The organism is Desulfomicrobium macestii, from assembly GCF_014873765.1.
Lineage (GTDB): Bacteria > Desulfobacterota > Desulfovibrionia > Desulfovibrionales > Desulfomicrobiaceae > Desulfomicrobium > Desulfomicrobium macestii.
This window is the reverse complement of sequence record NZ_JADBGG010000007.1, coordinates 30,551-44,590: the sequence shown is the minus strand read 5'-3', so window position 1 is coordinate 44,590 and position 14,040 is coordinate 30,551. Positions and strand designations below refer to the sequence as shown.

Below are 14,040 nucleotides of genomic sequence, written 5' to 3'. Positions count from 1 at the left end.
CGTGAGGTTTGAGACGGCCCGCTCCGACAGCGGGCCTTTTTTTTTCAACGCCTTCTTGATTCGGGGGCTGCATGTTTTTTCTGGACAGTCTTTGGGCCGCGCTCAGGCTGCTGCTCGAGTTCGATGCCGAACTCCTTCATATCGTCGGCGTGTCCCTGAACGTGAGTTTCTGGTCCACGGCGGCCGCGTGCATTCTTGGAGTCCCTGCGGGATTTCTGATCGGGGTCGGGCGTTTTCGCGCCAAACAGGCCGTCATCACCTTTTTCAACACCATGCTGGCCCTGCCCACCGTGGTCATCGGCCTTTTGGTCTATTCCCTGCTTTCGCGGCGCGGTGTTCTGGGCTCCCTTGGCTGGCTGTACACGCAAAAGGCCATGATCTTCGGTCAGATCATCCTCATTACTCCCATTGTCATTGCCTTCACCATTGCCGCCGTGGGCCGCATCGATGACCGCTATCGTCGTACGGCCCTGACGCTGGGCGCTTCACCATGGCAGGTCGCGCTGGTGATCCTGCGCGAGGCGCGTTTCAGCATCATGGCCGCCATTGTGGCCGCCTTTGGCCGGGTCATTTCGGAGATAGGCATCTCCATGATGCTCGGCGGCAACGCCAAGGGTTTCACCCGGACCATGACCACGGCCATGGCCCTGGAATACGACAAGGGCGAATTCGTCCTCGCCCTGGGGCTGGGCATTGTGCTGCTGGCCATCAGCCTGGCCGTCAACGTACTGATGGGCTACGCACAGGGGAGGACGCAGCGATGAGTCTTTTCGAACTGCACGATGTGCGCGTTGTCTACGACGGCCGGGTAGTGCTCGATCTGCCGGGGCTGTGTATCAAGGAGGGCGAGGCCTATTCCCTGCAAGGGCCCAACGGTGCCGGAAAGTCGACCCTGCTCGGCATCCTTTCCTTCTTGAATGCTCCGCATCAGGGGCAGATCCGCTTCGAGGGCAAGCCCGTGGTGTGGAAAGAAACCGCGCTTCGCTCCCTGCGCCGCAATGTCGGCCTGGTCGAGCAGCATCCGGTCATGTTCAGCCGAAGCGTACGCGAAAATGTGGGCTACGGGCTCGCCATCCGGGGGGTGGAGAAGGGCCGACGCGAACATCTGGTCCACGAGGCCCTGGACCTTGTGGGCCTTGCCCATCTGGCCGACAGCCATGCTCCGCGCCTGTCCGGGGGAGAAACGCAGCGCGTGGCCATTGCCCGCGCCCTGGCCAGTCGTCCCAAGGTTCTGCTTCTGGACGAGCCTACAGCCAGCGTCGACACGCAGAACCGGGTCATCATCGAGCAGATCGTGGCCGATCTGCGCGACCGGGGCGACACCACCATCGTGCTCTGCACTCACAATCGATCCCAGGCCGCGGCTCTGTGCCCCGAGGTCATTTATCTGGAGGACGGCCGCCTTGCCGCCCGTCCCCTGAGCAACTCCTACGCCGGACAGTTCGCGGATGAAAACGGCCAGACCTGGTGCCGAATCGCCGCGGGCTTTCGCGTGCCGGTTCCACGGTGCGGACCGGGCCGGGGTCGGGTGGTCATTGAGCCGGGCGCGGTGCGTCTGGGAGTGGCCAGGGAGCCAGGGCCGAACCGTGGGATATTGACCCGGATCCGGCTTGAAGGCGAAATGGTCAGCCTGAGCGTTGATTTGGGCAGGCCGCTGCATGTGCAGATGGCATTGAAGGAATTTTGGGGGGCAGGTCTTGAGATCGGGGCCTTGGTACGTGTCGACATACCGTCTTCCGCCGTGGAGTGTTTTTTGGACTGCCCGGGCCGGATGTCCGAGACCGCATGAACACGAGTCAGGAAGAAAGGGACGGGAACACGGCGCATTCGGAGTCTCAAGAAAAAGCCCTCGAAGCGCAATGGCGGGAACTGTGCCGCCGCTGCAACGAACTGCGCCGGGATCCCCGGAGCTGGTGGGCGCGGATCGTCGGGGATGCCGAGACGGTTCCGCGTGTGGATGAAACCGGGATCACCGTGCGTCTGCGCGGCAACGTCTTTGCGGAAGTATGCCTTCACGGCCCGGCGTTGCAGTGTCGCATTGCGCCGGAGCATCTGCTTCTGTCGCATCCCGGGACGAGGGCCGTGCTTGGCGATACCGACGCCGTGCCTCGTCAAAGGCAGGTCGAGTGCCTGGCCGATCTCGCCCGGTTCCATGACCGCGTGCGGCGCCGGGTCTGCCGGCATGAAGATCGGCGGGCGGCCATCCTCGACCGGCTCTTTCTGAGACATTCCTGCGTCCTGGCCGTGGACGCCGCCTTGCCTTCGGGACGGGCCGACCTGGTCGTTCTCTCTCCCAGGGGCACGGGCGTTTTTTTTCTGCTTCGCCGTTACCAGGACGGTGATCTGCGTCTTGCGGGGCGAGGCGGAATCGTCTGGCGCATGCACGAGTTCGGTCGCCTCCTCGCTGACAAACCGGTCATGGACTCCTGGTTTCATGATTTCCTTGAACGTTCCCGAGCACTTGAAACGCCGCACTTGAAACGGTATCGTTTCGCCGGGAATCCCGTCATCCATCCCCGTGTCCGTCTGCTGATCGTCGATTTCGATCATGCCCAGCGTCTTGGCGGATTGCCGTCCTTGCGCGCCGATCTCGAAGCCGGACTTGACCACACCGCCGCCCGGGGTGATATTCATTGCATTGGCGACGCCGGAAACATTTCGTACACTACCTTGTTTTCCGGCATTTGATTGGCCCACTTTTTTGCGGAGGGAAATATGTCCGATCTGCATTTGTGGCACCGCACCGAACTCGGCAAGCTCAAACAGGACATGGAGGAGCTTTTCGATTCCTTTGTGCGCGATTTCTGCAGTCCCATGGACCTGCGGCTGCTGCGTCACGAGCCGGATGTGCGCGTGCTCAACGAAAAGGATGCCGTCATCGTCTCGGCGCATGTTCCAGGCCTTGATCCGCAATCCATCAAGGTTTCGATCACCGGCCATCAATTGTCCCTGGCCGGAGAAAAGATCGAGGAGGTCCGGGACGGGCGGGGGCTGAGCATTTCCCATCAGGGATTTTCAAGCTCGGTGCGCCTGCCCGCGCCAGTGCAGACGGATCAGGTCCGCGCCAGTTATTCGGGTGGCGTGCTGCGCGTTGTCTTGCCCAAATGCAAGGACTGCACGCCCGTACAGGTGAGTACGGAAGAACACGAGCGAGGTAGGAATGAATGAATCCTTACGATTGACGCCAGATGAGCTGCGGTGGACCCTCGACACCTCCACCCTGCCTTTTGCCACGACGGACGAGCTCGAACCCCTGGATGAAATTTTGGGGCAGGATCGGGGCGTGGACGCGCTCAGGTTCGGCATCGGTATCAAGCGCCCAGGCTACAACATCCTGGTCACCGGAGCTCCGCGCACCGGACGCATGGATGCGGTGAAGAAGGTTCTCGCCAAGGTCGTGCAGGACGGGGAAATCCCCGGCGATCTCTGCTATCTGAATAACTTCAAGGACCCCGAGGCGCCCATTCTGGTGCGTCTGGGCCCGGGCTTTGGGGCGAGACTGAAGAAAAACATGCAGCAGCTGGTCGAGGAGCTCAAAAAAGAGGTGCCCAAGCTCTTCGAGAGTTCGGAATATCTGGCGCGCAAGAACGAGATCAACGAGGTTTACGAGAAAAAGACCGCCAGTTTCTTCATGAACCTCGAAAAGCAGGTCAAGGAGGCTGGCTTTGCGCTGGTCACCTTTCAGGGCCGGCAGGGGCAGCAGCCGGAGGTCATGCCCATCGTCGACGGCGAGCCCACCCCGATCCTGAAGCTTGAACAGATGGTTGAAAAGGGGCGTTTTCCCAGGGAAGAATTCGACCGCATCAAGGCCAAGCATGTCGAGATCAAGACCGAGATAGATTCCATTTTTCTGCAGATCCGCGTTTTGCAGAAGGAAATCCAGGAGAAGAACCGGCAGGCCGACAAGCTCATGTTCTCAAACCTTGCAGGCGACCTCATCGCGCCGCTCAAAGCCGAATTCGCCTGCGCCGAGCTTGATGCCTATTTCCGGCACATGATCGACGACATGGTCGACAACATCGCCATCTTCTTCAACCAGGAACGCCCGCCGCACATGCCCGTGGGTGACCCTTTCGAGCAGTATTCGGTCAACGTGCTGGTCGACAACGGCGAGCAGCAGGGCCCGCCGGTCATCATCGAGGAGTATCCGACCTACCGCAATCTTTTCGGCAGCATCGAACGCATCGTGGATCGCAGCGGAGTCTGGCGCACGGACTTTTCCCGCATCAAGGCCGGCTCCTTCGTGCGCGCCAACGGCGGATATCTGGTTCTGAACCTGCTTGATGCCATCATGGAACCGGGCGTGTGGCAGTCTCTCAAGCGGGCGCTCAAAAGCCGCAAGATGGAGATTCAGACCTACGACCCTTTCTATCTGTTCACCACCTCATCCATGAAGCCCGAGCCCATCGAGATGGACATCAAGGTCATTGTTCTGGCCGACACTTATCTGTACCATCTGCTGCAGCATCATGACGACGATGTACCCAAGATTTTCAAGGTTCGGGCGGATTTCGACTCCACCATGGACAAGACCGGCGAGTCCGTGCTCCGCTTTGCACGCTTCATCCACACCCAGTCCGGGGAGCATGGCCTGCGGGCCTTCGACCGCTCCGCCGTGGCCGCGCTGGTGGAAGAGGCCGTGCGCATGGGCGGACGGCAGGAAAAGATGGCCGCGACCTTCCCGAAGCTGACCGATCTGCTCATGGAGGCCGATTATTTCGCCGGACAGGACGGCCGCGAGACAGTGCTTCGCGACGACGTTGTCCGGGCCATCGAGGCCCGCATTCATCGGTCGAGCCTCATCGAGGAAAAGATCCAGGACATGATTGACCGCGGCTCGATCATGATCGATACCGACGGGGCCAAGGTCGGACAGATCAACGGCCTGGCCGTGTACAACATGGGCGACGTGATGTTCGGGAAACCCAGCCGCATCACCGCCGCCACGTCCATGGGCAAGGCCGGAATCATCAACATAGAGCGGGAAGCCGATCTTTCGGGAAGCACCCACAACAAGGGCGTGCTCATCCTTGGCGGGTACCTGCGCAAGATGTTCGCACAGGACAAACCCCTGGCCGTCAGCGCTTCCGTTGCCTTCGAGCAGAGCTATTCCGGTGTGGACGGCGACAGCGCCTCCTCCACCGAGATGTACGCGCTGCTCTCCAGTCTTTCGGGGGTGCCCATCAAGCAGGGCATCGCCGTGACCGGTTCCGTGAATCAGAACGGCGAGGTGCAGGCCATAGGTGGCGTCAATCACAAGATCGAGGGGTTTTTCGCCTGTTGCAAGGCCAAGGGGCTGACCGGGACGCAAGGCGTGATCATTCCAAAGGCCAATGTCCCGGATCTCATGCTCAAGGCGGAAGTGGTCGAGGCCGTGCGCCAGGATCGCTTCAACATCTGGTCCGTGGCCAATATCGAGGAAGGCATCGGACTTTTGACCGGCAAAAAGGCCGGCACACGAAGAAAGGATGGCTCCTATCCCAAGGGCAGCATTTACGCCCTTGCGGACCAGCGGCTTAAAGAGCTGGCCGAGGGCATGGCAAAATTCGGCAAGCAGGAAGATAAACAGGAACAGGCCTGATCAGGGGTCAACCTTGGGGCCAACCTTGAAGGAGAATGTCTTGGAAAACGAAATGTATGATCTGGTTATTGTCGGCGGTGGCCCGGCCGGGCTCTCCGCGGGAATCTACGCCATGCGCGCGGCTCTGCACACGGTTCTGATAGAAAAAGGCATGCCGGGCGGCCAGATCGCCCTGACCAAGGATGTGGAAAACTATCCGGGCATCGAAGAGGTCGGCGGTTTCGAGTTGTGCGAGAAATTCCTGAACCACGCCAAGCGGTACGATCTGGAAATTCGGGAAAACGAAGTCGCCCGGGTCGAGCCGGGGGTGGATTACCATGAGGTGGTCCTGAGCGACGGCACGCGTCTGCACGCGCACTCGGTCATTCTCGCTCCGGGCGGATCGGCCCGCAAGCTGGGCGTGCCCGGTGAGATGGAGCAGTACGGCAAGGGTGTGTCCTATTGCGCTACCTGCGACGGGTTCTTTTTCCGCGGCAAGACCGTTGTCGTGGTTGGCGGGGGAGACACGGCCCTTGAAGACGCCCTCTACCTGTCCAAGATTTGCGCCAAGGTTTATCTGGTGCATCGCCGTGATGAATTTCGCGGCAGTCGTATCCTGCAGCAGCGGGTGTTCGCCGAGCCGCGCATCACCCTGGTGCTTGATTCCGTGCTGGACGACATCGCTGCCGATGATCAGGGCGTGACCGGAGTGACCGTTAAGAACGTGAAGACCGAGGAGACCCACAAGATCGCCACCGACGGCGTGTTCATCTTTGTGGGCTTTATGCCCAACAACGCCCTTGTCCCTGCGGGCGTCAAGATGAACGCTGCCGGTTACGTCGTAACCGACGAGAAATGCGAAACCAGCCTGCCCGGCATCTTCGCCGTGGGCGACCTGCGCCAGAAGTACGCCAACCAGATCGTCCTGGCCGCGGCCGACGGCTGCGTGGCTGCGCTGGCCGCCGCTCACTATGTGGAAGCGCGGAAAGCCCAGGCTGCACGCAAATAGCGGTACGGACAAGGCACGCTTAACGGCGCGGGCTTCGGCTTTGCGCCGTTTTTTTTGGCTAGCCGCTCCTTGCGGGATTTTATGGCGACGCAGGCAGGCGTTTGTGAGGACGACAGTGTTTGCCCATGTGGTGGCGGTTGCAAGAATCGGGAACGAAAGTCTGGAAGGCAGTGGGCCTGATCCTGGCGGACATGTGACACGGCCAACAAAAAACCCCTTGAGAATTCAAGGGGTTTTGTCGCCGTATGGGCGGGAAATTCGTGGCTCCCCGGGACAGATTTGAACTGCCGACACGGTGGTTAACAGCCACCTGCTCTGCCAGCTGAGCTACCGGGGAACAAGAGCCAGAAAGCGCTTTTATGGAAAGGGAGGCGGACTGTCAACCATGTAGTTTTCCACTTCATTTCCAACAGGTTTCGTATCTAGAATGGTCGGGGATGGAACAATTCCCGGCGCTCCTGAGGATACAGCTTGCCATACGCGGGCAGGGTGAGGTGCGCTTTTCCGGGGGTGAGTTCCATGATGCGGACCAGCGTCGTGTCCACGGGCAGCCTGTCCAGAACCCGAACCCTGTACTCCGGCGCCGGAGTGAGGCCTGCCGCGCGGATTTTTTCAAAATACTGTCCGTATTCCGGATCGGTCGAATCAGAACTCAGTCCATAGGCGGCTTCGCGGTAGGGGTAGCCCTCGATGTCCTTCTTGTTCCCGCCAAGGTAACGGAAAATGTCGACCTGGCTGGTCTTGATCACCCGGGACAGGATCAGGATCGCGGGAGGCTCCTGCCCTTCACGCACAAAGATGAGGGACCTGACCTCATCCACCGGGGTCAGGATGGAATCCTGGATTTCGCCGCGTACGAAGACCTTCGCCTCGTCAAGATATCTCCACTCCGGTTCCAGGGGGATGGGTTCGTCCCGCCACAGGAAAATCGTCTCGGCTCCGGGCTGGTAGCGTTCGTTGAACGGAGTGTGCGAGCAGGCCAAGATCAGGGTCAGTACGGCCGACATCGCTGCGTATATGAAAATTTTGCGGGATGAGAGAATGTTCATGGCTCCTCCAGGAAAGAAATCAGGGAAAGCGGTTTTTTTCAAAAGTACACGCCAAGGCCCGGCGTGATCCATTCGCACGATTCCTCAAGACTGGGCTGATGGAGGCCCGCCGTGGCCGGATCCGCTCCGGGATGCTCGGCGAAGGTGTCCGCTGTCGGTCTTGCGGGATGGCGTTCCAGAAATACGGCAAAATCCACGGAGATGGGTATCTCCCGGTGCTGGAACTCCGGGTTGGCCAGGGGGCGCACAAAGGCGGCCGCGTAGCTCGGGCTGCCTGCACGGTTCATTCGGAGCAGCCTTTCGTCCTCCGGAGCCTGCGGGTTCGAGCCGGTCTCCGCTGTAGCCACGGCCGTCTGAGGGGTGCGAATGAAGCCGTTCTCGGTCAGCAATTCGCCGTTTTCAAGCAGGCGCACGCCAAATCGCCTGCGGCTTGCCGCAGCCTGAAAACGGTATTTGTAGACAAAAGAGCAGTAATTCACGGCCAGTTCCAGCTTGTGCGCGGCCGCATGGGCCACGAGCCCGAGGGCGCAGAGTTCCGACTCCAGCACCGTGACCTTGGGGCCATGAATGTACGTATAATCATGTTCTAGCAAATGTCTGGCATTGTGGGGAGTGAGGCGCAGCTGGTGCAGGTTCAGATGCGAAACTCCGACCGCCGACAGTTCGGGCAGCAATGCTTCAAGGAGTCCGGCTTCTTCCGGCACGGCGGGAATTTCCACCGTGACCGTGGCCACGATGCCTGCTGCCTGACGCACGAATTTGAGGTCATAGTCCGTGGCTCCGATGTCGAAACGGATCTCGTTCAGCCCGGCGGCCGCGAGTCTGGCGAGTTTCTCTTCCGTGACCAGCATGCCGTTGGTGTAGAGCCAGATGTGCAGCGCCGGGTCGCAGGTGCGGCGCAAGCTCTGCACGAAGGCGAGACTCTTGTCGAAGTCCAGAAAGGGTTCGCCGCCACTGACGCTCGCTCCTCCAAATCCGAAAAAGCGGACATAGTCGGCGTAGTCCTGGGCGCGATGAAACGGCACGCTCCCGGACATGGGCGGATCATCCATGTTTTGGGGCGTCGGGCAGTAGAAGCACCGCCCGTTGCATCGCCCGCTGATGAACAGGCAGGACCATGCCATTCCCGAGCACTGCAGGCATCCCGGCGACAACGCGCCGTGATGGATCTTGGTCCCAAGGCATGACACGCTGACGCCCGGCGCTTGCAGGAGCTGAATCCGCTCCTGATTCGCCAGCCTGGCGCGTTCCTCGGTGATCCAATTGATGTAATTGAAGATGGGGCCGTATTCACGGGCGTTCATCTCGATAAAGTGGTCTCTCGTCCGTTCATCGTTCATGGAATCAATGTCTCCTGGTTAAGACGATGCGACCTTGGCCGGGTCAATCGACCCGCAGAATGGTGGCGTAACTGCCGAAAACTGCCCAGACAGAGTCCCTTTCCTGCAACTCAAGACGGCGCAGGCTGTCAGTGGTCGTGATCACGCACAGTTCCGTGTCCGGGCCGATGCGCAGCACGTACTCGGTGTTGACCCGGCCGCGCTTGATGCGGGTGATGACGCCGGGGATGCGATTTTCAGCGGTGCAGAGGGGCTCTTTTTCGGTCTTGTACAGGGTCACCCAGGGCGCCTTGACCTCCACCGTGGCCAGCCGTCCGGTCTTGAGCCCCAGACGGTGCAGGCTGTCCAGGGTGATGACCGAAGAGATGATCTGGCCGTCAAGGGTGGTGAGTTCCACCTCGGCCTGGATGTCGGCGGGACGGATGCCCGTGATTTTACCGAAAAATGAATTGCGCGCGCTGGTCTTGCGGTGGCTTTCCCGTTGCAGGAAGGAAGAGGTGATGGCGCGGATCTCGTCTTCGGAAAAGGACACGAAGGCGGAGGTCAGGTTGGGCGTGGAGTGTCCGAGATACATTTGTACGGCGGGCAGGGGCATGTTGGACTGCATCAGCTCCACCCCTCTGGATTTGCGGATCATTTCCGGACTGCCAAGGGTTTTTGGAAAGCCGCAGGCCAGGGCCCGTTCATAGAATTTGCGCCGAACAAAGGCCGGGTCAACGCCGAGCGCTTGCCCGGCCGTGTTGCGAAAGGCTTCATCGGCAAACATGTCGCGGATTTCCAGGGCCAGGGGGTGCGCCAGAGGCACGGATCTGACCTGCTCCGGAATGGACTTGCCGAAAGTCACGATCAGGCGGTCATGGTCGATGTCCGCCAGGGGGTTAAGGTCCAGGACCTCGTGCAGTTTGGCTCCGGTGTGGCGGATGAGCAGAAAGATGAGCAGGATGCGCTTGCGGGATATGGTCACGTCCGCGCGTTTGGAATCTTTGGCCCAGGTCCGGAATTCGCGTTCCAGGTGTTCAAGCTGCAGGGAGTCGAGGCAGGGCTGGCCTTCCTCGACGATTCTGCCATGGTCGGCGTGTCCGGAGGAGGGGCGGGGGGCTGGAGTGTGCGAGGCTTTCATGATCTCTATCATGAACCGATGGGTGGCTTGAAGGCAAGCGTCTATTTTGGGTATTGCGCTGTGTTGTTTTTGCGGAACTACTCCGCGCCATCCCCTCGGCAATGCCACGTTAGAGCCTTTTGGCATAACGATGCGTCTGCTCCCGGTAGGTTCATGCGTCATCCCTTCGGTATGGCGACGTGTCATCCCCGCGAAGGCGGGGATCCAGGCTTTGTGTGGAGGAGATGCTCGGTTTTTTCGTCTGGCCTGAGTGGCGGAGCGGGTTGGTCCGGTCAGGCCGCCTCGAAACTCCCTCGCGGGCCTCGTACGGCTGAATCGTTGCGTGCAGGACGAACGAGGGTGGCGGAGCGGCCAGCAACGATTCCGCCAACGATGCCTGGCTCGGTCAGACAGTCGAGGCAACCTGCCCGGACCAACCCGCCCCACCACGGCACTGCGTGATATTGTCGGTATTGTGCTGAGGCGTGGGCGTGGAAAGCTGTGCGCGATCTCTTGGGCATTACCGAGGTGTCATCCCCGCGAAGGCGGGGATCCAGGCTTTGTGTGGAGGAGATGCTCGGTTTTTTCGTCTGGCCTGAGTGGCGGAGCGGGTTGGTCCGGTCAGGCCGCCTCGAAACTCCCTCGCGGGCCTCGTACGGCTGAATCGTTGCGTGCAGGACGAACGAGGGTGGCGGAGCGGCCAGCAACGATTCCGCCAACGATGCCTGGCTCGGTCAGACAGTCGAGGCAACCTGCCCGGACCAACCCGCCCCACCACGGCACTGCGTGATATTTTCGGTATTGCGCTGATGCGTGGGCGTGGAAAGCTGTGCGCGATCTCTTGGGCATTACCGAGGTGTCATCCCCGCGAAGGCGGGGATCCAGGCTTTGTGTGGAGGAGATGCTCGGTTTTTTCGTCTGGCCTGAGTGGCGGAGCGGGTTGGTCCGGTCAGGCCGCCTCGAAACTCCCTCGCGGGCCTCGTACGGCTGAATCGTTGCGTGCAGGGCGAATGAGGGTGGCGGAGCGGCCAGCAACGATTCCGCCAACGATGCCTGGCTCGGTCAGACAGTCGAGGCAACCTGCCCGGACCAACCCGCCCCACCACGGCACTGCGTGATATTGTCGGTATTGTGCTGATGCGTGGGAGTGGAAAGCTGTGCGCGATCTCTGGCATTAGCGACGTGTCATCCCCGCGAAGGCGGGGATCCAGGCTTCATAGGGGAAGGCGTGCTTTTTTTGGGAGGCGAAATAGGAGGGCGTTTTATTGCGATTCGGCATAAAAAAAGGCCCTTCGAGTGAAGGGCCTTGAAAAATCTGGCTCCCCGGGACAGATTTGAACTGCCGACACGGTGGTTAACAGCCACCTGCTCTGCCAGCTGAGCTACCGGGGAATGCGCGTGAGGAGCCTCTTTAGGCAAAGAGGGCTGCTCTGTCAACAGGTTTGAGCGGCGGCTCGAATTTTTGTCTGGTTCGCCTCTTCGGTTTTGCCTTGCTGTTCCAGGGCCGTGATCAGCACTTCCCAGAAGGCGGGGACGTCGGCTTTGAGGTGCACGCTCTGCCGGGCCAGGGACTCGGCGATTTCCGGATCGTCGCCGCGCTCCAGATAGATCGTGGCCAGAAGATGGAACGAGTGGGCGTCCTGGGGATTGGCGGTGATGGCCTGGTGCAGGTATTCGCGGGCCGTGTCGCGGTCGTCGCGGCGGAAAGCCAGCCTGGCCAGGTAGCGGTAGGCCAGATTGTGCGTGGAGGCGAGGTGCTCTCCGTCGGACATGGCCCGGACCTGCTCGTAGAGGTTCCAGGCGCGCTCGAAGTTCCCTTCCTCCTCCGCCATGAGGCCGAGCCGGATCATGGCGTAGACATGGTCGGGCTGGATTGTAAGCACCTGCTCGAAGGCCTGCCGGGCGGCCACGGGATCTCCATCCTTGAGACAGGCGCAGCCGAAATTGTAGAGCGGCATGATGTGGTCTGGATGGAGGGCGATGAGGTCTTGAAAGATGGTTCTGGCCGTGGCGTATTTGTTCAGCCTTGCATAGCAGACTCCAAGGGAGTTTCGGGCCAGCAGGTTGCCTTCGTCGACGGTCAGGGCTTTCTTGTACTCGGCGATGGCGTCGTAGGTTTCGCCCTGGGCGAAAAGGCGGTCGGCGCTGATGTTCAGCGAGACCGAGTCGAAGCAGGCGATTCTCTCCTCGTGCAGGAATTCGGCGTGGTCCAGGGCTTTGCGCGCATTCTCCAGGATGTCGGAGCGTGTGTAGTCCAGAAAGGGGAAGGCCGCGATGCCGACGGATTTCTCCAGTCCGGCGAAGCGTTCGTCTTCAAGCAGTTCGCGTACGATGCGTAGGCATTCTTCCTGGTCCAGCCCCGGCACATGATAGATGATGCAGTTCACGCTGAACCGTCCGCCAAGGGCTTCCGGACCGAACAGGGTTTCGACCCGTCCGGCGAGGGTCTGGAAGAACTGTTCTTCCTTCATCTTGTCCATGGGCGTGCGTTCCGCATGGGGAGTTTCGAGGCGCATGAGCACCATGCAGAAACTCTTTGCCTGGCCGCGGACGGATTGCCAGGCCTGCAGAAAATCCCGGTAGGGATAGAGGCCGGTGAGAGGGTCTTTTTGCGGGGTGCGGTCGCCGGGCTGGACTTCGCGCTGCTCCATGCGTCCGGCGTGGTCGTCGAGCAGGGTCAGCTTGTCGCCTTTCTCCACGGTCCAGTTCGGATCGCTCTGCACCAGCACTTCGGCGATGGACATCTCGTCCTGCACCTCGACCAGCGAGACCTCGGCCTTGTACATGGGCGGGTAGTGGCCGAAAATCGCATCGCCCTGCGTTCCGACAATGGTCTCGCTGCCGTTGAACCTGCGGGACCAGATCAGGAAGCGTTGCCCTTCGTGGGCGTCCATGCTCCGCCCGAGGTTTATGATCAGGCGGTTCATGGGCATCACGTCAAGGACCACGCCGCCCTGGGTGAGGATCTGCCGGAAGGAATAGATCTGGGAGCGGCCGCCGGCCTTGGCGGTGCTCAGGGCTTTTTCGGCCTTTTCCAGAACCAGCCAGGCCTGCTCCTCGGGAGCTTTTTGGAACTGCGCACCCTGAAGATCCTGCGGATAGTTGACGTATCCGATGCTGGCCGAAACGCCGACATCCTCGCGCAGGGGCGTGAAGCGCGCCGTGACCCGGGCCAGTTCGGCGCCGAGGCTCAACGCCAGTTCGCTCATCCTGGCGCGGGAGGCCTGCGGCCAGAGCACGCCGAAGGAGTCTCCGTCCAGGCGGCAGACCAGGGTCTGTTTGGGGCAGACGGCCCGCAGACGCTCCGCCGCCAGAACCAGGATCCTGTCTCCGAAATTGTGTCCGAAATTGTCGTTGATCTGGCGGAAGCGGTCCAGGTCCAGGATGATGAGACCGAAACAGGCGCTGTGTCCCTGCAGGGAGTCGTCGGCCATGGCTTCTGGGCCGGGCATGATGGCGCCGACGATGCCGGAAATTTCCCGGATCAGGGCCTGATGCATGCAGTGGCGGTTGAAAAGGCCGGTCAGGGGGTCGGTGATGGCCGATTTGCGAATCTTGATCTGCTCCAGGCACAGGGAAGCCATGTGCGGCAGAAATGGCAATGCCCGGGCCGTTTCCTCGGGGTTTACGCCCCTGGCTTCAAAGACCGCGAGCAGCCTGTCCGAATGCGTCAGAGGCAGCGAGAGGCGATCATTCTCCAGCGCCGCGCGCCCGAAGGGATGCAGCGGATCCGCTTCCATGTCTTCTGGGGTTTTGGCCGGAAACATGAGGCTGTAGGAGGAAAAGGGGATGATGGCCCTCAGGGCCGTCTTGAGCAGGGGCTCGTATTCTATGATGTCCTGTCTGCGCAGCGTGCCTGTCTCGATGGAAGTGGCCGTGTTCATAATTGACCCCGGTTGTTTTTGAAGCCATTGCCTCATGCCGGAATCCTTGTCCAGAAAGCAGAATTGTGTTTTGGACCGAAGCTGGCTACATCTTGGGTT

Annotated in this window: 10 protein-coding genes and 2 tRNA genes; 6 read left to right on the top strand and 6 right to left on the bottom strand. The window is 60.7% G+C overall.

Going from position 1 to position 14,040, the window contains the following annotated elements:
* Window positions 1-71: 71 nt before the first annotated feature.
* Genes H4684_RS06230 through trxB form a run of 6 tightly spaced genes read left to right on the top strand, consistent with a single transcriptional unit; the run spans window position 72 to window position 6,569 of the window.
* Window positions 72-764 carry an ABC transporter permease gene (locus H4684_RS06230; protein ID WP_092193349.1) on the top strand — a complete coding sequence of 231 codons (693 nt, stop codon included), beginning with the start codon at window positions 72-74 and terminating at the stop codon, window positions 762-764.
* Window positions 761-1,789, top strand: coding sequence for an energy-coupling factor ABC transporter ATP-binding protein (locus H4684_RS06225; RefSeq protein WP_192623199.1), 1,029 nt, complete (start codon window positions 761-763; stop codon window positions 1,787-1,789). Before H4684_RS06230 ends, H4684_RS06225 begins: the two co-directional genes overlap by 4 nt.
* Window positions 1,786-2,688, top strand: coding sequence for a hypothetical protein (locus H4684_RS06220; protein WP_192623198.1), 903 nt, complete (start codon window positions 1,786-1,788; stop codon window positions 2,686-2,688). Before H4684_RS06225 ends, H4684_RS06220 begins: the two co-directional genes overlap by 4 nt.
* A 27-nt stretch (window positions 2,689-2,715) precedes the next feature.
* Entirely contained in the window at window positions 2,716-3,168 is a 453-nt protein-coding gene (locus H4684_RS06215) for an Hsp20/alpha crystallin family protein (protein ID WP_092193355.1), read from the top strand.
* Window positions 3,161-5,581 (top strand): Lon protease family protein, encoded by a 2,421-nt coding sequence (locus H4684_RS06210; RefSeq protein WP_192623197.1) that lies wholly within the window; start codon window positions 3,161-3,163, stop codon window positions 5,579-5,581. The genes H4684_RS06215 and H4684_RS06210 overlap by 8 nt, the downstream gene beginning before the upstream one ends.
* 40 nt (window positions 5,582-5,621) lie before the next feature.
* The gene (gene trxB / locus H4684_RS06205) at window positions 5,622-6,569 is read left to right on the top strand and encodes a thioredoxin-disulfide reductase (protein WP_225940285.1); all 948 of its coding nucleotides are present in this window, start codon (window positions 5,622-5,624) and stop codon (window positions 6,567-6,569) included.
* Window positions 6,570-6,830: 261 nt separating this feature from the next.
* On the opposite strand, the gene H4684_RS06200 is transcribed toward trxB, so the two are convergent.
* The 6 genes from H4684_RS06200 to H4684_RS06175 all read right to left on the bottom strand — a co-directional run bounded on the left by H4684_RS06200 (window position 6,831) and on the right by H4684_RS06175 (window position 13,941).
* Window positions 6,831-6,906: transfer RNA gene (locus tag H4684_RS06200), tRNA-Asn, on the bottom strand.
* A gap of 85 nt (window positions 6,907-6,991) precedes the next feature.
* Window positions 6,992-7,618, bottom strand: coding sequence for a hypothetical protein (locus H4684_RS06195; RefSeq protein WP_092193362.1), 627 nt, complete (start codon window positions 7,616-7,618; stop codon window positions 6,992-6,994).
* 38 nt (window positions 7,619-7,656) lie between these two features.
* On the bottom strand, window positions 7,657-8,958 hold the full coding sequence (locus H4684_RS06190) for a radical SAM protein (protein ID WP_192623195.1): 1,302 nt from the start codon (window positions 8,956-8,958) through the stop codon (window positions 7,657-7,659).
* A gap of 43 nt (window positions 8,959-9,001) precedes the next feature.
* The gene (locus H4684_RS06185) at window positions 9,002-10,078 is read right to left on the bottom strand and encodes a TOBE domain-containing protein (RefSeq protein ID WP_192623194.1); all 1,077 of its coding nucleotides are present in this window, start codon (window positions 10,076-10,078) and stop codon (window positions 9,002-9,004) included.
* A gap of 1,295 nt (window positions 10,079-11,373) precedes the next feature.
* A tRNA-Asn gene (locus H4684_RS06180) sits at window positions 11,374-11,449 on the bottom strand.
* Between the two features lie 41 nt (window positions 11,450-11,490).
* Window positions 11,491-13,941: a diguanylate cyclase domain-containing protein gene (locus H4684_RS06175; protein WP_161949169.1), complete on the bottom strand. Its 2,451-nt coding sequence runs from the start codon at window positions 13,939-13,941 to the stop codon at window positions 11,491-11,493.
* Between the last annotated feature and the right edge of the window lie 99 nt (window positions 13,942-14,040).

What these genes read in the sequence shown, in the direction of transcription:
- H4684_RS06230 (WP_092193349.1), top strand. Translation starts at nt 72, where the DNA reads ATGTTTTTTCTGGACAGTCTTTGGGCCGCGCTCAGGCTGCTGCTCGAG.
- H4684_RS06225 (WP_192623199.1), top strand. Translation starts at nt 761, where the DNA reads ATGAGTCTTTTCGAACTGCACGATGTGCGCGTTGTCTACGACGGCCGG.
- H4684_RS06220 (WP_192623198.1), top strand. Translation starts at nt 1,786, where the DNA reads ATGAACACGAGTCAGGAAGAAAGGGACGGGAACACGGCGCATTCGGAG.
- H4684_RS06215 (WP_092193355.1), top strand. Translation starts at nt 2,716, where the DNA reads ATGTCCGATCTGCATTTGTGGCACCGCACCGAACTCGGCAAGCTCAAA.
- H4684_RS06210 (WP_192623197.1), top strand. Translation starts at nt 3,161, where the DNA reads ATGAATGAATCCTTACGATTGACGCCAGATGAGCTGCGGTGGACCCTC.
- H4684_RS06195 (WP_092193362.1), bottom strand. Translation starts at nt 7,618, where the DNA reads ATGAACATTCTCTCATCCCGCAAAATTTTCATATACGCAGCGATGTCG.
- H4684_RS06190 (WP_192623195.1), bottom strand. Translation starts at nt 8,958, where the DNA reads ATGAACGATGAACGGACGAGAGACCACTTTATCGAGATGAACGCCCGT.
- H4684_RS06185 (WP_192623194.1), bottom strand. Translation starts at nt 10,078, where the DNA reads ATGAAAGCCTCGCACACTCCAGCCCCCCGCCCCTCCTCCGGACACGCC.
- H4684_RS06175 (WP_161949169.1), bottom strand. Translation starts at nt 13,941, where the DNA reads ATGAACACGGCCACTTCCATCGAGACAGGCACGCTGCGCAGACAGGAC.